General features: G+C 58.9%; 23 protein-coding genes. 15 read left to right on the forward strand and 8 right to left on the reverse strand.

The features are described 5' to 3' along the window. Positions 1-22 precede the first annotated feature (22 nt). From MUU53_RS10095 to MUU53_RS10110, 4 genes are all read left to right on the forward strand, one after another. Positions 23-478 (forward strand): RT0821/Lpp0805 family surface protein, encoded by a 456-nt coding sequence (locus MUU53_RS10095; protein WP_377307203.1) that lies wholly within the window; start codon positions 23-25, stop codon positions 476-478. 217 nt (positions 479-695) lie between these two features. Continuing rightward, a complete protein-coding gene (locus MUU53_RS10100; protein ID WP_247260792.1) occupies positions 696-1931 on the forward strand; it encodes a J domain-containing protein in 1236 nt (411 codons plus the stop codon). A gap of 195 nt (positions 1932-2126) precedes the next feature. Next, positions 2127-2945: an enoyl-ACP reductase FabI gene (gene fabI / locus MUU53_RS10105; protein ID WP_247260793.1), complete on the forward strand. Its 819-nt coding sequence runs from the start codon at positions 2127-2129 to the stop codon at positions 2943-2945. A gap of 34 nt (positions 2946-2979) precedes the next feature. Beyond that, positions 2980-3576, forward strand: coding sequence for a histidine phosphatase family protein (locus tag MUU53_RS10110; protein ID WP_247260794.1), 597 nt, complete (start codon positions 2980-2982; stop codon positions 3574-3576). A 19-nt stretch (positions 3577-3595) separates the two neighbouring features. On the opposite strand, the gene MUU53_RS10115 is transcribed toward MUU53_RS10110, so the two are convergent. Then, on the reverse strand, positions 3596-3856 hold the full coding sequence (locus tag MUU53_RS10115; RefSeq protein ID WP_247260795.1) for a DUF1344 domain-containing protein: 261 nt from the start codon (positions 3854-3856) through the stop codon (positions 3596-3598). 401 nt (positions 3857-4257) lie between these two features. Here MUU53_RS10115 and MUU53_RS10120 point away from each other — a divergent pair, with 401 nt between their 5' ends. Together MUU53_RS10120 and aroC are read left to right on the forward strand one after the other, a co-directional pair. Further along, complete coding sequence (locus MUU53_RS10120; RefSeq protein ID WP_247260796.1) at positions 4258-7353, forward strand: bifunctional diguanylate cyclase/phosphodiesterase; 3096 nt, start codon at positions 4258-4260, stop codon at positions 7351-7353. A 126-nt stretch (positions 7354-7479) separates the two neighbouring features. Beyond that, positions 7480-8580: a chorismate synthase gene (gene aroC / locus MUU53_RS10125; protein WP_247260797.1), complete on the forward strand. Its 1101-nt coding sequence runs from the start codon at positions 7480-7482 to the stop codon at positions 8578-8580. A gap of 13 nt (positions 8581-8593) precedes the next feature. On the opposite strand, the gene MUU53_RS10130 is transcribed toward aroC, so the two are convergent. Together MUU53_RS10130 and MUU53_RS10135 are read right to left on the reverse strand one after the other, a co-directional pair. Further along, positions 8594-9049, reverse strand: coding sequence for a DUF5680 domain-containing protein (locus MUU53_RS10130; protein WP_247260798.1), 456 nt, complete (start codon positions 9047-9049; stop codon positions 8594-8596). A 68-nt stretch (positions 9050-9117) separates the two neighbouring features. After that, a complete protein-coding gene (locus MUU53_RS10135) occupies positions 9118-10329 on the reverse strand; it encodes a winged helix-turn-helix domain-containing protein (RefSeq protein WP_247260799.1) in 1212 nt (403 codons plus the stop codon). 130 nt (positions 10330-10459) lie between these two features. Between MUU53_RS10135 and MUU53_RS10140 the strand changes: the two genes are divergently transcribed. The 3 genes from MUU53_RS10140 to MUU53_RS10150 are packed head-to-tail and all read left to right on the forward strand — an operon-like array spanning position 10460 to position 12355. Beyond that, positions 10460-11140 carry an energy-coupling factor ABC transporter ATP-binding protein gene (locus tag MUU53_RS10140; protein ID WP_247260800.1) on the forward strand — a complete coding sequence of 227 codons (681 nt, stop codon included), beginning with the start codon at positions 10460-10462 and terminating at the stop codon, positions 11138-11140. Continuing rightward, complete coding sequence (locus tag MUU53_RS10145; RefSeq protein WP_247260801.1) at positions 11134-11751, forward strand: energy-coupling factor transporter transmembrane component T family protein; 618 nt, start codon at positions 11134-11136, stop codon at positions 11749-11751. The genes MUU53_RS10140 and MUU53_RS10145 overlap by 7 nt, the downstream gene beginning before the upstream one ends. Before the next feature lie 40 nt (positions 11752-11791). Continuing rightward, positions 11792-12355, forward strand: coding sequence for a biotin transporter BioY (locus MUU53_RS10150; RefSeq protein ID WP_165132533.1), 564 nt, complete (start codon positions 11792-11794; stop codon positions 12353-12355). On the opposite strand, the gene MUU53_RS10155 is transcribed toward MUU53_RS10150, so the two are convergent. Further along, the gene (locus MUU53_RS10155) at positions 12356-12757 is read right to left on the reverse strand and encodes an acyl-CoA thioesterase (RefSeq protein ID WP_247260802.1); all 402 of its coding nucleotides are present in this window, start codon (positions 12755-12757) and stop codon (positions 12356-12358) included. 177 nt (positions 12758-12934) lie between these two features. Between MUU53_RS10155 and MUU53_RS10160 the strand changes: the two genes are divergently transcribed. From MUU53_RS10160 to MUU53_RS23220, 3 genes are read left to right on the forward strand one after another with little or no spacing between them, the layout of a single operon-like run. Beyond that, the gene (locus MUU53_RS10160; protein WP_247260803.1) at positions 12935-13870 is read left to right on the forward strand and encodes a histone deacetylase family protein; all 936 of its coding nucleotides are present in this window, start codon (positions 12935-12937) and stop codon (positions 13868-13870) included. A 2-nt stretch (positions 13871-13872) separates the two neighbouring features. Next, positions 13873-14127: an exodeoxyribonuclease VII small subunit gene (locus MUU53_RS10165; protein ID WP_137135510.1), complete on the forward strand. Its 255-nt coding sequence runs from the start codon at positions 13873-13875 to the stop codon at positions 14125-14127. A gap of 48 nt (positions 14128-14175) precedes the next feature. After that, a complete protein-coding gene (locus MUU53_RS23220) occupies positions 14176-14301 on the forward strand; it encodes a hypothetical protein (protein ID WP_280139161.1) in 126 nt (41 codons plus the stop codon). Between the two features lie 6 nt (positions 14302-14307). Here MUU53_RS23220 and MUU53_RS10170 read toward each other — a convergent pair whose 3' ends face one another. Beyond that, positions 14308-15564, reverse strand: a complete 1257-nt coding sequence (locus tag MUU53_RS10170; protein ID WP_377307202.1) for an ROK family protein — start codon at positions 15562-15564, stop codon at positions 14308-14310. Between the two features lie 183 nt (positions 15565-15747). On the opposite strand from MUU53_RS10170, the gene xylF reads away from it, so the two are divergent. The 3 genes from xylF to MUU53_RS10185 all read left to right on the forward strand — a co-directional run bounded on the left by xylF (position 15748) and on the right by MUU53_RS10185 (position 19028). Continuing rightward, on the forward strand, positions 15748-16788 hold the full coding sequence (xylF, locus tag MUU53_RS10175; protein ID WP_247260804.1) for a D-xylose ABC transporter substrate-binding protein: 1041 nt from the start codon (positions 15748-15750) through the stop codon (positions 16786-16788). Between the two features lie 117 nt (positions 16789-16905). Further along, positions 16906-18228, forward strand: coding sequence for a sugar ABC transporter permease (locus MUU53_RS10180; protein ID WP_247260805.1), 1323 nt, complete (start codon positions 16906-16908; stop codon positions 18226-18228). A gap of 14 nt (positions 18229-18242) precedes the next feature. After that, entirely contained in the window at positions 18243-19028 is a 786-nt protein-coding gene (locus tag MUU53_RS10185) for an ATP-binding cassette domain-containing protein (RefSeq protein ID WP_247260806.1), read from the forward strand. A 273-nt stretch (positions 19029-19301) separates the two neighbouring features. Here MUU53_RS10185 and MUU53_RS10190 read toward each other — a convergent pair whose 3' ends face one another. The 3 genes from MUU53_RS10190 to MUU53_RS10200 are packed head-to-tail and all read right to left on the reverse strand — an operon-like array spanning position 19302 to position 21666. Beyond that, positions 19302-20210 carry a homocysteine S-methyltransferase family protein gene (locus tag MUU53_RS10190; protein WP_247260807.1) on the reverse strand — a complete coding sequence of 303 codons (909 nt, stop codon included), beginning with the start codon at positions 20208-20210 and terminating at the stop codon, positions 19302-19304. Between the two features lie 30 nt (positions 20211-20240). Beyond that, on the reverse strand, positions 20241-20930 hold the full coding sequence (locus MUU53_RS10195) for an ABC transporter permease (RefSeq protein ID WP_247260808.1): 690 nt from the start codon (positions 20928-20930) through the stop codon (positions 20241-20243). A gap of 10 nt (positions 20931-20940) precedes the next feature. Continuing rightward, on the reverse strand, positions 20941-21666 hold the full coding sequence (locus tag MUU53_RS10200; RefSeq protein ID WP_247260809.1) for an ABC transporter permease: 726 nt from the start codon (positions 21664-21666) through the stop codon (positions 20941-20943). Positions 21667-21676 lie beyond the last annotated feature (10 nt).

A 21676-nucleotide genomic window follows, 5' to 3' on the forward strand; every position in this document is an offset into this window, starting at 1 on the left:
TCTTTTCGTGATTGGACGCAAGGTGGCAGTGACGCACAAGACAATCAACCGCACCCCCGGCACTTCGTTGCGTTCGGCCCAGACTGCAATTCTTGTTGTTATGGCATGCGTTTTGGCAAGTTGCACTACAGGTGCCATGGATCTTTTCGGATCCACCCCAAAGGTGGATCGAAGCCTTTCTACGGCCACGGTCCCCACCCGGACCACCGAATCAGTATCGGATGAAAAAACGGTCCTGAACGCCGTTTCCTCTGCCGATCTGGCCAAGCTCGGCTCCTCGCCTCTGCCCTGGGCGAACACATCGACAGGAAGCGCCGGTGTCGTTTCGGAGATTCACGAGGTCAATCTCAACAGCCAGGTCTGCCGCCAGTTTCTGACCACCCGCCATTCCTTTGAAGGAATTGCGCGTATGCGCGGCAATGCGTGCCTTGTCGGCACGGAATGGACCATGACCTCGTTCGCTCCGCAGACGAACTGAGCTTTCGACCAATAGAGCCAGACGCTTACCTCGGGTTAAGCTTAATGCGGTTTTCACTTTTCGTTTAAAAGCATCTTTAGAAACTCAGCCTCTATCGTCGCCGTCAGAATCGCATATTGCCAGTTTCGGCAAAACGGAACCCAAGGGCAAAACGCGAGTTGAATAGACGAGCGCTCGTGCTGACGCACGGGCCTTTGCAGCGAACCGGTGGCGAAAGATGCGTGACCCTTATTCCCTTCTCGGCGTCAAGAGAGACGCAGGAGCCGACGAAATCAAGGCAGCATGGCGATCCAAAGCGAAATCGCTGCATCCCGACCATAACCAGGACGATCCCACGGCAGCCAAGCGATTCACGGAAGTCGGCCAGGCCTATGATCTTCTGAAGGATCCCGAGCGCAGACGCCGCTTCGACCAGAGCTTCGACACTCAACAGACGATCATGCAGCAGCGCGAAGCCGCACGGCAGGCGGAAGAACGTGCAAAGGCGGCTCGAGCACGCGCTGAAGCGGTGATGGAAGAGCTTGCCCGCGCCAATGCCCAACGGGCGCAGGCACAGGCCCAGCAACAAACGCAACAGCAGGCCGGCGCAGCATCCGAACCGGCCGAAGACATGGTCGAACGCATTTTCGGCAGCGGCGCCCAGCGCGCGGCAGCAGGCGGCGGCGGCTCCTATCGCGCCCAGCAGCAATCCACCGCGCAAGGCAGCCAGCATCCGGGTCAGCAGTCGGCAGGCCAGCAGTCATCTGGGCAAAAACCCAATGCGCAGCAGCAGGCCCAGGCTTCTTCCGGAACCAGGGCTGCTGACCCCGCACAGGAACAGACCAGCAAAGCCGAACCGGATGAGAAGCCCGAAGCACCGAAGCCTGCAACCCCTCTTCCGCTTCAGGCCATTGAACTGATTTCGACCCTGGTTCGCCGCATTCGCGGCGAAGTACCGCCACCGGAAAAGGCGCCCGATCTCACAGTGACGGCGACCGTCTCGCTTGAGGACCTGCTTGAACTGAAACCATCGCAGGTAACTCTGTCTGACGAGCGCGAGGTGCGGTTTGCTCTTGAACCCGGTATGAGCGACGGGCATGTATTGCGTCTCAAGGGTCAGGGGCTACGTCTTCCAAACATGCAACGCGGCGATCTGGTGATCACCCTTCAGGTCCGCAAGGACAGCCGGTTCCGTATTGAGGACTTTGACATCCATACGGTTTTACCCATCAAGCTTGAAGATGCCGTGCTCGGCGGAGAGGCGGATGTCGAGACCCCGGATGGCAAAGTTCCCGTATCCATTCCGGCCTGGACCGGATCTGACCAGACCGCAAGGCTGGAAGGATTTGGACTGCAGAAGGAAGACGGCAGCCGCGGTGATCTGGTGGTGGAGTTTCGCGTGCTTCTCTGGGAGAAGCCAGACGACAAGGTCATCGATCTGATGCGGCACATGCGCTACGGATTGTTTGTGTAACAGAGATATGAGGTTATCCACTGCGCTCCCTGTCACGAAAGATCTTCATGATCGCAAAGGCGGCGGTCAAGTTTGATGAACATGGCTAAATGCACGTCGTGTTACGGAAGCTTACAGGAGATGATCCGCCTTGTGCTTGAACGTGTGCGCAGCCTATGCCATAGGCAAACTCCAAATTAGCTTAGGGGATACCGTATGGCTCAGGCAACCGGCCTCATGGCAGGCAAACGTGGCGTTATCATGGGTGTTGCGAACAATCGTTCCATCGCCTGGGGTATCGCGAAGGCCATTCATGCGCAGGGCGGAGAAATCGCACTTACCTATCAGGGCGATGCATTGAAGAAGCGCGTCGAGCCTCTGGCTGACGAAATCGGGGCAATCCTCGTCGGTCACTGTGATGTCTCCGACGAATCGACGATCGATGCAGTTTTCGACCACATCGAAAAGGTCTGGGGCAAGATCGACTTCATCGTCCACGCAATCGGATTTTCTGACAAGGATGAACTGACCGGCCGTTATGTCGATACGACGCCGGAAAATTTCGCCAAGACGATGCAGATCTCCGTCTACTCGTTCACCTCTGTTGCCCGTCGCGCCGAAAAGCTGATGACAGATGGTGGCTCAATGTTGACGCTCACCTATTACGGCGCCGAAAAGGTCATGCCGAACTACAACGTCATGGGCGTTGCCAAGGCGGCACTTGAGGCGAGCGTGAAGTATCTGGCGGTCGACCTCGGACCGAAGAACATCCGCGTCAATGCCATTTCGGCAGGTCCGATCAAGACACTGGCGGCTTCGGGCATCGGCGATTTCCGCTATATCCTGAAGTGGAACGAATACAACGCGCCGCTGCGGCGGACCGTGACCATTGAGGAAGTGGGCGATGTAGGCCTCTACATGCTGTCCGACCTGTCGCGCTCGGTCACGGGTGAAGTTCACCATGCCGATAGCGGCTATCATGTCATTGGCATGAAGGCCGTCGACGCACCGGATATCTCGGTCGTCAAGGATTGAGCTGTCTTCCCCGGCAACCGACGGAGCACGTGCTTTGCTGATCTATATGATCCGCCATGGTCAGACCGACTGGAATGCCGAGGGACGACTGCAGGGCCAGAAGGATATTGGCCTGAACGACTACGGGCGGGCTCAGGCCCGCCTGAACGGGCGCACCCTGCGCGACCTTCTGGGTCCAGAGGCGCCGCATTTCGACTACGTGTCATCCCCGCTCGACCGCGCCCGCGAGACGATGCAGTTGGCACGAACGGAAATGGGCCTCGACCCCATGGCTTATCGCACCGATGAGCGGTTGGTGGAGCTTTCCTTCGGAGACTGGGAGGGCCATACGCTGGATGATATCCGTGCTGTGGCGCCGGATCGTCTCAAGGCACGCTCCCGCCAGAAGTGGTCTTTCATTCCACCAGGCATTGACGCTGAAAGCTATGAGATCCTGTCATGGCGCGTCGGTGCTTGGCTGCAAACCGTAACGCGGCCTACAGTCTGTGTTGCCCATGGCGGCGTGGTTCGCTCAATCCTGAAGCTTGTCGGGGGATGGGACGAGATGGAGGCCGCGAAATGCGACATTCCCCAGGACAAAGTGCTGATCATAGATCGCGACGCGAGCAAGGCTCAGTGGCACGCGCAATGAGCGGCAAGAGGAAAGGCCGTCAGGGCCTGACTTGTAGATCGTCGATCATCCGGTTTCCGTCGACCACTGTGTAAAATACCACCACCCTCACACCCGATTTCAACCCGTCGAAATTGAATTCTTCTGGCACTTTGTAAGTCTTGCCGTCATCGAGTGTGATGGAAAGCTTCTTGGTATCCACTGCTTTGATCGTGGCTTCCACATCCATGCTTTGAGCGGAACTAGCCAGGGGCGACAGGATGCTGGCGGTGGCGAGGAGAGCCGCAATCAGGAGACGCATGGAGGCACTGCTTTCATTACCGGATCGAATGTCTTGTTTCGACACATAATTTGCTAACAGATTGTGGCGAAATTCGCCCCCGATAATGACGATTTCAGGCTTCCTCCACAGATCGTAAAAATGCAGACCCGGTTTAGCAGGTGGCAGTATGATGCCTCACTCCAAAATAGTCCTCAAATTTGTGGTGAGGCGGTGATATTCTGACAGTTTAACACAGTTGAAAACAAGAAATCACAGGACAGTTAATGCTGGTCATCTAAAGCAGAAAATTAACTCGCACCCCTTAGCTTTGATCCCGATGGCTGTAAAACAGGATGACATGGCTGGTGCGGTTCCTCTCTTCACTCAATTTTTTCAAGCGGGAGAACCCTCAATTTCTGACGCAGCGGACGCCGATTGCCATGGCTTTTGTCATGGTTATCGGGATCATAGCGCTTGGCCTGATCATCGATATCGAGCGTACATCGCGACATCAGGCTGAGCTACGCGAATCGGCTGAACATTCTCTGGCTGACCTCGTGCAAAAAATCGACGAGCACTTGCGCAGGGATCTCATGATTGCCGATAACCTGGCAAATGTCTTACGATACAAATCGCGTTTTTCACCTGAACAACTGAATGAAGAAGCGCGATCCGCCCTCCAGATTAACCGGCACATTCGCGCAATCGCGGTTGCGCCGGATAACAAACTCAGTCACATCCTGACGCGCGACGGCATCATCGATCTGTCGAGTAGCCAGGCGCGCGCGGACCAGCAGAATCTGCACCTGAAAATCCTGGCTCGACAATTGAGCGGGCTTTCACCCTCGCAGGAGCCGATCCTCCTGCCGGATTCGGATCAGGGCATCTTCAACCTTGCAGTTCCCGTGTCGGGCGCAGACGACCAATCGTGGGGATCGCTGATTCTCCTGATCGACCGTAATGCATTTCTGGGGGACGTGGGTCTCGATGCCACATCCTCCAGTATTTCCCTGCAGCACGCCGCAAGCACTCACTTGCTCCATGTTTCCATCGAGCAAAGCGGACCGAATGGAACATCGCCCATCACGGGCAAACCGGATGCTGGAAACATCCTTTCGCTGTCGGGTCAAGTGGACCTGTTCGGAACAGGCCAGTGGCATATCCGGGCCATACCGCAGGCAGGCTGGAATGCTACTCCCGAAGATCTGGTTCGTTTTCGGATCTTTCTGACGTTAACAGGACTGGCAGTCATCATTCCGATCATCGTTGCTGCCTTCCTGCTTGGCGAGCGTAACCGCAATATCCAGATGCTAAAGGCGCGCGAGGCCAATCTTCTGGAACTTTCGAAGCGCTTCAACCTCGCCATGGAAACCTCGAATATCGGCATATGGGAAGTGAAGGCAGACAATCATCTGATCTGGGACGAACGGGCGGCGACCCTGCACGGAAAGCCAGCCGATGCGGAAGCGAACAGGCTTGAGGAATGGTTGAAGCTCATAGTGCCGGAGGATCTTGCGGCGGCAGAGGCCCATTTCTTCACAACGATCTGCTCTTCGGAACCCAGCACGAACATCTACCGCATCCGTACCGCGCAGGGCGAAATCCGTTATCTGCGATCGGCCGGCGCAAGCTATCGCAAGAGCGACCTGACGACCCACACGACGGGTATCGTCTGGGATGTGACATCCGACATGATGGTCAACAAGACACTCCTCGAGGCCAAGGCCGACAGCGACATCAAGAATGCCGAACTTGAACTGGCGCTCGATGAGCTTTCCAATCGCGAGCAGGAACTGGAAGAGCTGTCGACACGCCTCAGCCTCGCGCTCGCTTCCTATAACTGCGGCATCTGGGAATCCATACCGAACGGCGGCGCCGAGATCTGGGATGAGCGCATGTGCCAGCTCTACGGTATCGTGGCGCAAAGCCGCAGAGTGGAACATACGACCTGGATCAGCATGATCCACCCTGAAGACCAGTTCATGGCGCGTGCCCTTGTCAGGAATAGCCCAAACGATCTTTCCGCAAACCCTTTGACTGTGCGGGTTCCGCAACCCGACGGAAGCATTCGCTATGTGCGCTCGATCGGAAAGATGCATGCGCTACGTGACGGCTCCACCAAACTGGTCGGCATCGCTTTCGACGTCACCGGCGACATGCTGATGACCCAGCAGTTACAGGCTGCCAAGCGGGAAGCCGAAGCCAAGAATGTCGAACTGGAGCTGGCAAAACATCGTATCGAGCACAATGCCCTGCATGATCCGCTGACCGGTCTTGCCAATCGCCGAAAGCTCGATATCGAGCTTGATGCACTGACACAGCAAAGCCACGCCGAGCGCATGCAGGTCTCGATTCTGCATCTCGATCTCGACCGGTTCAAACAGATCAACGATACCCTGGGCCATGCGGCGGGAGATGCCATGCTGGTCTATGCGGCGCAGATTCTGACGCGCAACGTTAGGGAGAATGATCTTGTCGCGCGCATCGGAGGCGATGAATTCGTGATTTTGATCAAGGGCAGCTGCGATGCCGACGCCATGGCCGAGCTTTCGAACCGGATCATTGCGGGAATTCGTCAACCGCTTGATTTCGAGGGTTTTTCCTGCCGCTGCGGTGTTTCCATCGGCATTGCCCAAGCCAGCGGAACGCGGATCGATGGACGCAAGATGCTTGTCAATGCGGATATTGCGCTCTACCGGGCGAAGAATCTCGGCCGAAACCGCTACGAATTCTTTACGCAGAACCTGCAGTCCGAAATCATAACCCAAAAGCGGACCGCCGACGAGCTTTTGACTGCCATCGAAGAGCAGCAGTTCGTGACCTGGTACCAGCCGCAATTCTGTGCAAATACAATGAGGTTGACTGGCGTCGAAGCACTCGTGCGCTGGCGTCATCCCCATCGTGGCATTCTGGCGCCCGATTCTTTCCTTAGGATTGCCGAAGACCTGAACGTGGCCGCGACGCTGGACCAGATCGTTCTTGAAACCGTGCTGAAGGACCAGATGCGGTGGTCCGCCGCCGGGATCGACGTGCCGAAGGTCTCGGTCAATGTTTCTTCAAAGCGCCTGAAGGACGAAGGCCTCATTGAAACCCTGAAGACACTGCAGATCTCGCCCGGGCGCATCTCTTTCGAACTGATTGAATCGATCTTTCTCGATGAAAGCGAAGATAGCGTGACGGATAATCTTGATCGTATCAAAGCACTTGGAATCGATATCGAAATCGACGATTTCGGCACCGGCCATACCTCAATTGTCAGCTTGCTGAAGCTCAGACCAAAGCGGTTGAAGATCGACCGCCAACTCGTAATGCCTATCCTGGAGTCCCGTCAGGAACTGACCCTCGTTCGCGCAATCATTGATATCGCCAAATCGCTCGGGGTTGAGACCGTGGCTGAAGGGGTCGAGACCATGCAGCACGCCAAGGTGCTGAAGGAGATGGGTTGCGACTTACTACAGGGCTACGCATTCTCGCGCCCCCTTCCCTATGAAAACTTCAGTACCATGGCGATAGCAGGCTTTCGCCAGGCAAGCTGACCCTGACAGGTCCATGACGGGTAAACGGTTTGCCCGATAAAAGGGCTTTCCTCGGGCCGGTCTTTTCCACTATGACAAACCCGATTTCAAAGGGAGCGGCTCAATGCCGCCGAACGGTCGGGTCTCATGTCGCACAACACATTTGGTCATCTCTTCCGCGTTACAACCTGGGGCGAAAGCCATGGTCTCGCGCTTGGCTGTGTAGTGGACGGCTGCCCTCCCGGCATCAGCTTCACCCATGAAGACCTTCAGGTGTTCCTCGACAAGCGCAAACCTGGCCAATCTCGTTTCGTGACGCAACGCCGCGAGGACGATATCGTCAAGGTTCTGTCGGGCGTCATGCTCTCCGACGATGGCGTGACGATGACCACGACCGGCACGCCGATCTCGATGCTGATCGATAACACCGACCAGCGTTCCAAGGATTACGGCGACATCGCGCGCAGTTACCGTCCCGGCCATGCCGACTTTGCCTATGACCTGAAATATGGAATTCGCGACTATCGCGGTGGCGGACGTTCTTCGGCTCGCGAAACAGCGGCACGCGTGGCGGCCGGGGCGCTGGCCCGCAAGGTTATTCCCGGTGTGACCATTCGCGGTGTCCTGACCCAGATCGGCAAGCACAAGATCGACCGCAACAACTGGGATTGGGCGCAGGTCGACCAGAACCCCTTCTTCTGCCCGGATGCCGCCATGGTGCCGGTCTGGGAAGAGTATCTGGATGGCATTCGCAAATCCGGCTCGTCTATCGGCGCGGTGATTGAAGTCGTGGCGGAAAATGTGCCCGCCGGTCTCGGTGCGCCGATCTATTCCAAACTCGATCAGGATATTGCCTCGCTGCTGATGTCGATCAATGCGGTGAAGGGCGTCGAGATCGGTGAAGGCTTTGCCTCGGCGGAACTGAGCGGTGAAGAAAATGCCGACGAAATGCGCATGGGCAATGACGGCAAGCCGCTGTTTCTCTCCAACCATGCAGGCGGCATTCTGGGCGGCATTTCCACGGGTCAGCCCATCGTCGCCCGCTTCGCCGTGAAGCCCACCTCCTCGATCCTCACCGAGCGCCAGTCGATCGATGCGGACGGCAACAATGTGGATGTACGCACCAAGGGTCGTCATGACCCCTGCGTCGGCATCCGCGCTGCGCCGATTGGTGAAGCCATGGTCGCCTGCGCCATCGCCGATCACTATCTGCGCGACCGTGGCCAGGTGGGAAAGGTGCGGGAATAGGCTAAGGGCATGATCAGGGTAGGATCATGCCGCCATGGTAATCCAAGCGGTATGCTTGCGCACCATTGCAGAAGATACTCTCCACGCCGTTGAAGCTACGCAGATCGCCGTGGCTTTCATCGTAATATTCATAGCCTTCAAGGCTATTTCTGAAGCCTCCCAAAAAGCGCTTCTCGCGATACATTAACGTCAGGGAAGCTTTGATGACCCTGCCCGCGCGTTCGCCATCGATCAACTGCCCATCCAGAACCCGACCGTAATAATTCATAGCCCAGACCGGCCTGTCCTCGAACCAGACAACCTCCTGCCCCAGAAAGTCCGTGCCACCGTAGTAGCTGTCAAGATAGCGCCAGGAACCGCTGGAATATGAAACATCATGTGACGCGGCACGACTTGACGCTCCCGCTGCTCTGCCTCCTACATATGAGGCGGCCTTTGCTTCTACGATAAAGGCTTCGAGTTGCTGCATGCACATGTCCTCCCTATGAATAATTGTTCAGATAAGCTTCACTGTCCTCGTCCTCGCAGAAAGCCCCTTCAAGCACCCCCCGGGTTTGTATTCGTTGCCAGCCAGCCATCGGCATAGTTCACCCCTTCCACACCGGTGAAGCGCGCAAGCCGCAGAAGCTCTGCGTTCAGGCGCTCCAGCCGTCCGGTGGATGGCTTGATGCCCGGCTCCAGCCACAACCGCTTGATGCCAAGAACGCTTGTCTTGCGGTCGGCCTTCATATCGATGCGCCCAATCATCCGGTCGCCTTCCAGCAGCGGGAAAACGTAATAGCCATATTGCCGCTTGGGTTCGGGCACGAAAATCTCGATGCGATAGAAGAAACCAAACAGGCGTTCGGCACGGTTCCTGTCCCGCAGCAGTGGATCGAACGGTGACAGGACGCGGATCCGCTGCGGCGGCACAGGGGGTTCCAGAATTGCGGGCAGTTGCTCCTTCAGCGCAAAGGAAGGACGTGACGTGCCATCGACACAGGCAATGGAGACCGGCTGCAATTCCTCTCGGTGGCTATCCACCCAGGTTTTCGCCTCCTGCGGGGACACCAGCGCCCAGAAGGCAGCGATTTCTCCATGCGTTGCGAACCCAAGCCGGAAGAGCGCCGAGCGACAGGCCCAGTCCACGAATTCATCGTGGCTTACCTCCGGCTCATAGTGATGCGGCGGAATGACCCGCTCCGCCAGATCATAGACTTTCTGGAAGTTTTCCCGCCGCGCGATGGCGAGCTTGCCCGTATGCCATAGAAATTCGAGCGCGGTCTTCGATGGATGCCAGTTCCACCAGCCGCCGCCTTTGTGATCCTCGGCTTTCACATCGCGCGACATGGTGGCCCCCAGCGTGCGGATGCGCTGATAGGTTTCCTCGAAGGCGCGGTCGAACCCCTCCCCCTGCCACTTGGCCCAGTTTTCCATGATCTTTGCCTCGCGGCGGACAAAGCGATGCTTCCAATAGGGAAAGAAGGCGGACGGAATGACCGAGGCATCATGCGTCCAGTGTTCAAACAGGCTTCTCTCTTTCTCCAGCAGCCGGACGAGATCCTCCCTCCGATAGGTCTGGTTGCGGGAGAACAGGATCTGGTGATGGGCGCGCTCCACGGTCTGGACGCTATCGACCTGAACAAAGCCGAGATCCTCGATCAGCCGCTGCAGCCCTTGCAAACCAAGCGCGCGATTTGGCGCAGCGGCAAGGCCTTGCCGCTCCAGAAACATTCGCCGTGCACGCTCGTTTTCAATGAGAATCGTCATAATTCTCACGCTAGCGATTGTTCTTGTTTTGTTCAATGCGGCACGTCGATTTTTCCGTGTTCAGACAGGCATTCCCCTGATCGAAGCGGAGCGTTATAGAGACTGCGGAAACGGACAGAGGCCTTCACGGTTGCGCATTCAACTTGAAAACGCGGGTTTGAGCTTTGGAGAACGGGTGGCGCTTCATCCGCTTTCTCTCGAATTGACTGAACACCGGATCGGCGTGATTGGCCTGAACGGTTCCGGCAAGACCAGTTTTGCCCGGTTGATTGCCGGCCTTGCCAAATCCACAAGCGGCAAGATTCTCATCGATGGTCTGGATTGGGCCGAGGACAGTGATGCCTTGCGCGGGCGTATTGGCTTCATTTTCCAGAACCCGGGACACCAGATCATTCTTCCAGTGATCGAGGATGACGTGGCGCTTGGCCTGAAGAGCCGAGGCGTCAAGGGACCGGAGGTGAGCCGGCGCGTTGGCGCAGTGCTCCAGCGGTTCGGGATCGAGGATCTTGCAAGGCGGCGTCCGCATGAACTATCCGGCGGCCAGTTGCAACTGGCGGCACTGGCGGCGGTGACGGTGACGGAGCCGGATCTGCTGCTCTTCGACGAGCCGACCAATCAACTGGACCTCCGCAATCGGGCCATCGTCAAGGACACGATTGCCGACTTGGCCGAGCAGGCCATCGTGGTGAGCCATGATCTGGACCTGGTCGCAGGCTTCGAGCGAGTGCTGGTGTTTCACGAAGGCCGGATCGTTTTCGATGGCTGGGGTCACGAAGCGATCCGTTTCTATTGCGAGCTGGCCGGATGCTGAACAGCCTCCACATCGAGGGGGAAGGCTGGCTTCACCGGATGGGAACCGGCTGGAAGCTTTTCGCGCTGCTGGTGATCAGCCTCGTGCTCACGCTGATCAGCAACCTGCCGCTGCTTGCAGCCGCGCTCGTAGCATCGCTCATGGTTTCGCGCAGTATCGGCATGACGGAGAGGATGCTCTGGGAAAGAACGAAGCCGGTGCTCCTGACCATTGCCTTTCTTGCGCTTGTCAACATGTTGCTCTTGTCACCGCGGGAAGGTCTGGTCATTCTCCTACGCCTGCCTGCCATCCTGTTTTTTGCCAGTGCCGTGACGGCAAGCACATCCCTCTCTGCGTTCATCGATACACTGACGCGGGCCGCCATGCCGCTGGAAAGGCTTGGCCTCATCAGGGCGGCGGATCTGGGTCTGGCGCTTGGCCTTGTCCTGCGCTTTGTTCCTGAGATTCATGCGCGCTACGGGGCCTTGAAGGATGCGCACAAGGCACGAGGTATTCCGGTGAAGCTGCATCGCCTGCTGGGTCCGCTGATCATTTCAACCCTCAAGGATGCGGATAGCATTGCCGACGCGATTGACGCACGCGGCATTCGAGGCCAGAAAAGCCGCCATTGATCTTTTTTAAAAGAGGCGCTCAGCCTCGACAGGAGTTTTCATGTCCACCAGAGATCTCGTGCTTGCGGCGCTGTTTACCGCCATCATCGTTGTTCTGGGCCTGATTCCGCCAGTTCCGCTGGCGTTTCTGCCGGTGCCGATCACCGCGCAATCCATGGGTGTCATGCTGGCAGGCTGCATCATCGGCGCCAGGCGCGGCGCGCTGGCCTATGTTCTGCTCGTCGTGCTGGTGGCGGTCGGCCTGCCGGTCCTGTCCGGCGGTCGCGGCGGCCTTGCCGTCCTCATGGGACCGACAGCAGGCTACATCTTCGGCTGGATTGTCGGCACCTTCGTCACTGGCCTTCTCGCCCAGCGGCTCGTCAGCGAGAGCCAGCCCGCGCTGCGCCAGATGGCGGGTTTCCTGATTGCGGGCGTCGTGGGCGGCATTGTCGTCGTCTATGCCATCGGCATGCCCTGGCTGAGCTTCATTACCGGCACGCCTTTCGACAAGGTCGTCACCGGCTCGGTCGTTTTCCTGCCCGGCGACATCCTGAAGGCTGTGATCGCATCGCTCGCTGCACGCGCCGTCATGGTAGGCTATCCGCTGCTTCCACAGCGCGCCTGATCAATCCAGGAAGCGATACAGCCAGTCACGCAGGTCTTCGGGGAGCGGTGCCGGGGCGCCGCTTTGCCGGTCGCAGGCGCTCCAGATGATTTCGGCTTCCGCCACCTGTTCCGCACCCCGGTGCATGAGAATGGAAAAGCCGGCGGAGCGCCCTCCGATCTTGCTGACCCGCACGGTGGTTTCGATCCGATCGCCAAAGCGCACGGCTCGCAGAAGATTGCAGCTGACCTTCGAGACATAGAAGGCCGGATCAGTGTCCAGCGGTTCACGCTGGTCCCAGAAGCGCGCGAGCGCCTCTTCCGCGTGAACGATATAGGCCGCGCTGAACATTTCGCCGCGCATGCCGACATCTCGAAACGGCACCTCGAACACATGCCGGTTGTTGATCTGTTTCGCCGTCATTCTGCCCCTCAACCGGTCTCCCGGCTTTCCACCCGTTGAAGATATTAAAGAGGACAGACGCGCCCCTCACAAGCAGGAAGCGGTGGGTGGCGGGTACGCACGTCTTGAAATCTCATCACATATAAGCCATTTCGGTGACGCCCGCCTTTTTGGTTGAAGCGGCAGGAGGCCGAGTGCATGACGACCCGCCTGTACGAAAACAAGATTTTCCTCGAACACAATACGCCTGAAGGCCATCCTGAACGCGCCGACCGGCTGCGTTCGCTGGCGCTGGCGCTGGAGCACCCGAACTTCGAGCGTCTGGAGCGTGTGCAGGCACCCCAGGCCAACGAGGATGCCGTTCTGCTGGCGCATCCGGAAGAGCACCTGTTTTCCGTGATGCGAGAAATTCCCGAAGAGGAAAACCGCATCCGCCAGATCGAAGCGGATACGCATGTCAGCCAGAAGAGCCTGCAGGCGGCGCTGACCGGCATTGGCGGGGCCATTGCCGCCGTGGATGATGTGTTCAACGGCAAGGCTGACAATGTGTTCGTGGCCTCCCGCCCGCCCGGCCATCATGCCGAAAAGTCGAAGGCCATGGGCTTTTGCCTGTTCAACAATGTGGCGATTGCCGCCCGCCATGCGCAGAAGACCTATGGTGTCGAGCGCGTCGCCATTGTCGACTGGGATGTGCATCACGGCAATGGAACGCAGGATATTTTCTGGGACGATTCGAACGTGCTGTTCTGTTCCACGCACCAGATGCCGCTCTACCCGTGGAGCGGCGAGCTTGGCGAAACGGGTGCGCACAACAACATTATCAACGCACCGCTGGAGCCGCATGCGGCGGGCGATCATTTCCGCGAGTCATTCTCCACCCGCGTTCTGCCCGCTCTTCACAACTTTCGGCCGGATTTCCTGCTGATCTCGGCGGGCTTCGACGCGCATCACCGCGATCCGCTGGCGCAGATCAATCTGGTTGGCGATGATTTCGACTGGGCGACCGGGCGTTTGATGGAAATTGCCGGACGCTATGCGGGCAACCGCCTCGTGAGCCTTCTCGAAGGGGGCTATGATCTTGAAGCGCTGGCGGAATCCGCCGGACTTCACATTTGCAGACTGATGAAGGGTTGATGATGAGCGACAGTGCAGCAAACCAGGATGTGGGCAGCCTGAGCTTCGAAAAGGCGGTGGCCGAGCTGGAAGGTATCGTGACACGGCTCGAACGAGGCGATGTGGCGCTGGACGAATCCATCGCCATCTACGAGCGGGGCGAAGCGCTCAAGAAACATTGCGAAACGCTTCTCAATGCAGCGGAAAACCGTATCGAGAAAATTCGTCTCGACCGGGCAGGCAAGCCGCAGGGTGTGGAGCCGCTTGACGGGGAATAATCGCAGACCGGTTGGGAACCTGAACGGGGCTCCCGCCGTTTCTGGGCCATGGCAAGAGATACCGGACCCCGCGCCCGCAAGGGCATGATCAGCTTCGTTGTTACCATTTTCGTCGTGGCCCTCATATTGGCCGCGATATACATGATCGGCTTCACGCCTGGCGAGACGAACTGATCGGCGTCACCGCACTTGCGTGACACGATGATCGATGGCGTTCAGGGATCGATCAACATGCCCTTCGAACACCAGTGCCTGTTCGTCCTGCACCAGCGATATGGCGGGCTGACCGTTCAGCCTCACATGCAGCGATTGCGACAACCCTTCCTCGATACCGCCCGTCAGGAGGTCGTAGAAGCGGTTGCCCGGTCCGGTGATCGCAACCGGCATGTCGCCTGCAAGGCTCAGCACGCGTGAGAGCCCCTGCCCCAGCGCAAGACCCGCCTGACGAAAGGCATATTGCGCCATGCGATTGCCCTGACGCGCCGACTGGGCAATCTTTTCCATTTCCACAAGCGGAACGAACTTGGCGGGTATAGTGTTCGGCGGCACCTGGAACGCCAAGCGCAGGATGCCGTAGAAGCCGGCCGATGCCTCGATACAGCCATAGGCGCCGCAGCGACAGAGCCGGTTATCGGGAGCATTCAGCATATGTCCGAAATTCGGGGCGGTCGTCATGATTTCGCCTGCCTCCATGCGCGCAATGCCGAGGCCGATGCTGTGGCCAAGCGACAGGGCAACAAGCCCGTTTGGCGGCATTTCCGATCTTGATGATTGGCGCCGTGCCAGAGCCTGAACCACGAGCAGCGTTTCATTGCTGAGCGACAGATGACAATTGGGATAGGCATCGGCCAGCACCGAAAAATCCACCTCTTCGCGTCCGAGAACCGGCGACCAGACAAGCCTGCCAACCTCCGGCTCCACGATGCCCTTGCTGCTCAAGGAGAGCTGGCTGAAAGCCTCCGGCGGGAGCTTGGAACGCCCCAGAAGCCTGACGAGCGATGCGGCGATATCCTGCAGAAGCGGACCGGCCTTCGCAACGTTGACATCCCGGACCGTGCTGAACCGGTCAATCAGTTTGCCGCGGTAATCAGAAAGCGCGTAGTGCAGCGCATCTGAAGAGATCTGCACCGAAACCGCATAGGCAAACCCGGCAGCCCGCTCGAACAAGACGCGCGGCCGCCCTCGCCCGCTGGGCGCGCTCTGCTCCTGCCGCTCGATGGCGCCCGCCTTTTCCAGATCGACCGTAACCGCCGTGACCGTGGCAGAGGCAAGGCCTGTCAGTTCCGATAGCTCCGTATGGGAAAGCGCGCCCTTTAGCCGCAGCACACCCAGCACGGCCAGCATGTTCTGGCGGCGCAGAAGCTCGGTGCCGGGCTTTGCCGTAGAAAAGCGTAGTCCCTGAACCTCGTCTCCGGTCGGCGAAGATTTCACCCACATGATTTCACAACTACCACCACTCGAAAGGGCTGTTGACACCCTGGCAATCATCTGACAGATATTTTCTCGACTGTCGAGAAAAACAATTTCCAGCATGGGAGCGGAGGTTGTCGACGGTATTTGGGCGGGGAGAAACGGGCTGTGAGGTCCGGCCAATTCCGCATATTCACTCGGGAGGTTTTAATGAAATCAGTTCTGAAGCTGATGGCCGCTGCTGCTGTCATCACCGCTGTTCACGCACCGGCTTTTGCCAAAGATCTCGTCGTTGGCGTATCCTGGTCCAACTTCCAAGAAGAGCGTTGGAAGACCGACGAAGCGGCCATCAAGAAGGCGCTCGAAGCCGCTGGTGCGAAGTATATTTCTGCTGACGCCCAGACATCTGCCGCCAAGCAGCTGACCGACATTGAAAGCCTGATCTCGCAGGGCGCCAACGCCCTCATCGTTCTGGCGCAGGATTCGTCCGCTATCGGCCCGGCCATTGAAAAGGCAACCAACGAAGGCATTCCGGTCATCGGCTACGACCGCCTGATCGAAAACCCGAAGACCTACTACATCACCTTCGACAACAAGGAAGTCGGTCGCCTTCAGGCCAAGGAAGTCTTCAAGGTCAAGCCGCAGGGCAACTACGTGTTCATCAAGGGCGGCTCCACCGACCCGAACGCTGATTTCGTCTTCTCTGGTCAGCAGGAAGTGCTGAAGGAAGCCATGGCTTCCGGCAAGGTGAAGAATGTCGGCGAAGCCTATACGGATGGCTGGAAGCCGGAAATTGCCCAGAAGAACATGGAGCAGTTCCTGACCAAGAACAACAACAAGGTCGATGCAGTCGTTTCCTCGAACGACGGTATGGCCGGTGGCGTTGTGGCCGCTCTCGAAGCGCAAGGTCTTGCCGGTTCCGTTCCGGTCTCCGGTCAGGATGGCGACAAGGCTGCTCTGAACCGTATCGCGCTTGGCACCCAGACCGTTTCTGTCTGGAAGGACAGCCGCGAACTAGGCAAGAAGGCTGGCGAAGTGGCCGTGGCACTTGCCAAGGGCACCAAGATGGAAGCGCTTCCGGGCACGCAGAAGTTCAAGGGCGGCGCCAAGGGCGTTGAAATGAACTCCGTATTCCTGACGCCGATCGCCATTACCAAGGACAACCTGAACATCGTTCTCGATGCTGGCTGGATCTCCAAGAAGGAGCTTTGCCAGGGTGTGAAGGCTGGTTCCGTCAAGGTCTGCAGCTAAGCTCGGACTTTAGAAGTCGATCATCGGCAACAAAAGTTCCGCAAGGGACGTCGCAGCACACCTGCGGCGTCCTTCGCTCGCGGAGGCTTGCCGACAAGAAGAGGGAGTTCAAGGCTTATGACGGATCAAACCATTCCGGTCGCCATCAAACCCGCCAGTGGCGCTCGTGCGGCACCCGGCAACCCGCTCAAGCGCTTCTTCCAGGCCACGGAAATCGACACGCGCCTTCTCGGCATGGTCGTTGCCATGCTGTTGATCTGGCTTGGTTTCCACGTTCTGTCGGACGGCCTGTTCCTGACATCGCGCAACCTCTGGAACCTCTCGGTCCAGGCGGCCTCCGTTTCCGTCATGGCAACGGGCATGGTGCTGGTGATCGTGACGCGCAATATCGACCTCTCCGTCGGCTCGATCCTCGGTTTCGTCGGCATGATCATGGCCGTGACGCAGACAAAGTTCCTGCCCGCATGGCTTGGCTATGACCACCCCATGACATGGATCCTGGCGCTGAGCGTCGGCATCGTTCTGGGCGCCGCCATCGGCGCATTTCAGGGCGCAATCATCGCCTTTCTCAATGTTCCCTCCTTCATTGTTACGCTTGGCGGCCTGCTGGTCTGGCGCGGCGCGGCCTGGATGGTGACGAGCGGTGCGACCGTTGCACCCATGGACACCAAATTCCGCCTGATGGGCGGCGGTGCGGATGGCTCCATCGGAGCAACCGCCAGCTGGATTGTCGGCATCATCGCCTGCGTGTTCATCGTTTTGTCGATCCTGCATTCGCGCAAGCAGCGCAAGCGCTTCGGCTTTCCGTTGAAGCCGATCTGGGCCGAATTCTTCGTCGGCATTGCCAGCTGCGGCATCGTGCTCGGCGCAGTGAAGGTTCTCAACAGCTATTACATGCCGGTCAATCTGGCCCGCCGCTATGCGGAAGAGAACGGCATTGCCTGGCCGGAAAACGGTCTCGACATTCCGCTCGGCATCGCCATTCCGGTTCTGATTGCGCTCAGCATTGCCATCGGCATGAACTTCCTGACGAACCGCACGCGCTTTGGCCGCTACGTCTTCGCCATCGGTGGCAACCCGGAAGCAGCAGAACTGGCCGGCATCAAGACCCGCTGGGTGACCGTTCGCCTGTTTGCCCTGATGGGAGCGCTCTGCGCCATCGCAGCCGCCATTTCCACCGCCCGCCTCAACGCAGCCACCAATGCACAAGGCACGCTGGACGAGCTTTACACCATTGCCGCTGCCGTTATCGGCGGCACGTCGCTGGCCGGTGGCGTGGGCACCATTGCCGGTGCGGTTCTGGGCGCGCTGGTCATGCAATCGCTGAATTCCGGCATGGTTCTGCTTGGCATGGATGCGCCCTTGCAGAGCATCGTGATCGGCATGGTGCTGGTGCTGGCGGTCTGGCTTGACACCATCTATCGCGCAAGAGCCCGCTAGAAGGAGCAGGAAAAATGACGCAAGACAAAACACCTCTGGTGGAAATGCGCGACGTTTCCATCTCCTTCGGCGGCATTCACGCTGTCGATGGTGCCTCGGTGGATCTCTTCCCCGGCGAAGTCGTGGCTCTTCTCGGCCACAACGGTGCGGGCAAATCCACCCTCATCAAGATCCTCTCCGGTGCCTATCGGCGCGATTCCGGCGAGATCCTCATCAATGGCGAAGCGGCGGATATCAACAATCCGCGCGATGCCAAGAAATACGGTATCGAGACCATCTACCAGACGCTCGCCGTTGCCGATAACGTCGATGCCGCCGCCAACCTTTATCTCGGCCGCGAGCTTCGCACGCCCTGGGGAACGCTGGACGATGTGGCGATGGAAGCCAAGGCACGCGAGGTGATGGGCCGCCTGAACCCGAACTTCCAGCGCTTCAAGGAGCCGGTGAAGGCATTGTCCGGCGGTCAGCGCCAGTCTGTTGCCATTGCCCGCGCCATTCTGTTCGACGCCCGTATCCTCATCATGGACGAGCCGACAGCAGCGCTTGGACCGCAGGAAACGGCACAGGTTGGCGAACTGATCACCCAGTTGAAGCGCGAAGGCATCGGCATCTTCCTGATCAGCCACGACATTCATGACGTGTTCGATCTGGCGGACCGGGTGTTCGTGATGAAGAACGGCCGCGTGGTGGGCCATGCGCGCACGCAGGATGTGACCAAGGACGAAGTTCTTGGCATGATCATCCTGGGCAAGGTACCGCCCGGTGCCACCGCCGGTCCCGGCGCCATGCAGATGGCGTGAGGGTAGCATTCTTGAAATCGAGCGGCGGGCCCTGTGCTCGCCGTTTTTCGTTCACCCCTCCCGCAGCTTTGCTGCGACCTCCCCCTCAAGGGGAGGTGGGAGAATACGTCACCCAGCGAAATCTGGTCTCACCCAAAGCATTCCCGAACACAAAAGCTAAAGTAGGAACAAGTGCAGGCTACACACTCCCACCTCCCCTTGAGGGGGAGGTCGGCGCGGCGCGCCGGGTGGGGTGATGCACTTTTTCGCCGTGCAGCTCAGTCCTACTCTGCCTCACCTGCCCCGCAAAACACCGGCCAGCGTGTGGATGTGGGCGGCACCGATGCCGCAGCAGCCGCCAATGAAGCTGGCGCCCGCATCGGCCCAGTTGCAGGCAAAGCGGGAATAGGCATCGTCCGTCAGGTCCTTGCGGGTTTCGTGAAGGCCCTCGTTGGCGGCGCTGTCATCCGCATCGGCCTCGAAAGCATTGGCGTAGACGCCGATTTCGATCGAGACGCCTTTTTCCTTGAAGATGGCGGACGCCGTGCGCACCGCCGCTTCCATGACTTCCGGCTTGGCGCAGTTGAACATCAGCGCCTCAGCGCCAGAACCTGCCGCCCAGCGCGCTGCATCGGCCACCGTCTCGCCGGAGCGAAGTTTCGGTTCGCCGCCCTGCACCTGCGCCTCGTCATCGGCCAGCGTGAACGAGATCCAGAAGGGCTTGCCCGTATCTTTCACCGCGACACGCACCGCTTCGCCCTCGGCAATCAGGCTCAGCGTTTCGCCCAGCCAGACATCCACATAGGCGTCGAGGTTTTCCACCAGCACCGAGAGATAATCCTGCACGCGGGAAGGATCGAAATTTTCCGGCTCGTAGGAGCCGAAGATCGGTGGCAGACCGCCCGCGACCGTGACCGGACGGCCAGCCTTCTCCGCTGCCTGTCGCGCCAGTTCGCCAGAAAGGCGAATGAGCGCCGGACCTTCCTTGGAAAAACGCTCTTCGCCGATGTGGAACGGCACCAGCGCATAGGAATTGGTGGTGATGACATCGGCACCGGCGGCGATGAATTCCTCATGCACCTGCCGCACGATCTCGGGGCTATTGATCAGCGCCAGCGCCGACCATTCCGGCTGCTTGAGTTCAGCGCCAAGACGCAGGAGTTCCCGGCTCATGCCGCCATCGAGAATTTTAAGCGTCGTCATAGGGTTACCTCATGGAATACAAACTGAAGCTCAGCGCCGGATCGGCACCTGTGCTTCGACAAACTTGAAACTGCGGGCAATCACCGCCGTCAGCGAGACATAGAACAAGGTCACCACGATCAGCGGCTCATAGACCAGCAGCGTGTCCTGCCGCACCTTGTAGGCGACCGCATAGAGATCCATGACCGTGACGGTGAAGGCGAGCGGCGTTGATTTCAATTGCAGCACCACCTCGCCCGCAATGGTGGGGAGGGCGATGCGGATGGCGCGTGGCAACCAGATGCGGCGCACCAGCGTGAACGGGCTCATGCCCACCGCACGGCCCGCTTCCAGCTCGCCCTTGGGCACCGAGAGAAGCGCGCCCCGCAGGATAACCGCCTGATAAGCGGCAAAATTCAGCGTGAACGAGACCGCCGCGAAGAAGAAGCCTTCCCGCAGGATGGGCCAGAGAAAGCTTTGCCTGAGACCCGGCACCAGTGGCAGCAGCGAGCCGACACCGTAGTAGAGCAGCCAGAGCTGGATGAGCAGCGGTGTGCCACGCAGGAAGGTGCAATAGGCGCGTGACAGATTGCGGGATATCAGCCCGCCGGACACCTGCGCGAAGGCGAGACCGATGGCGAGCACGAAGCCCACGGATACGGAAATCGCGAGCAGCGACACGGTCTGTATCGCGCCGTCGATCAGAAGCGGCCAATATTTCGCAATCCAGTCGAACCGCATCTCGCCCTCCTCAGCTCAACTGTGGCTGGCCGCGCCGCACACGGCGTTCCAGTGCGGTGAAAACGAGGTTCGAGACGAGCGTGATCGCCAGATAGAGAAAGGCCGCCGCAAGGAAGAACAGGAAATATTGCTTGGTGTTCGCCCCCGCCAGCCTGGTTGCCAGCGCCAGTTCCTGATAGCCGACCACGGCGACCAGAGCGCTATCCTTGGTGATGGACATCCAGAGGTTTGCCATGCCGGGCAGCGCATTCGGCAACAATGCCGGAAGGGTGACGCGGCGAAAGGCAAGGAAGGGCGAGAAGCCGAAAGCTCTTGCGGCATCCATCTGGCCGGAGGGAATTGCCAGAACCGCGCCACGAAGCACTTCCGTCATATAGGCCCCTTGCACAAAGCCAAGGACAGATACGGCGGCGACAAATCCGTTGATTTCGATGGTGGGCAGAGAAACCGCCGTAAGCAGCCGGTTCAGCCCGTCTGTGCCGGCATAATAGAGACCGACGATGAGAATGAGTTCCGGCACCGCGCGAATGATGGCCGTGTAGGCATTCAGTCCAAACACCAATGCACGATTGCCGGAAAGCTTGCCCAATGCACCGGCAAGGCCAATAGCCAGACCGATGGCATAGGCGCAGGCCGAGATGGCGACGGTTGAAAGAGCGCCGGTCAGCAGCATGCCGCCCCATCCCGGAGGATAGGGGGAAAGCAGTTCCCAAACACTCATCTGGCTCGCCGCCATCAAGGATACC

Origin of the sequence: Affinirhizobium lemnae, assembly GCF_022968395.1 — a bacterium.
Lineage (GTDB): Bacteria > Pseudomonadota > Alphaproteobacteria > Rhizobiales > Rhizobiaceae > Neorhizobium > Neorhizobium lemnae.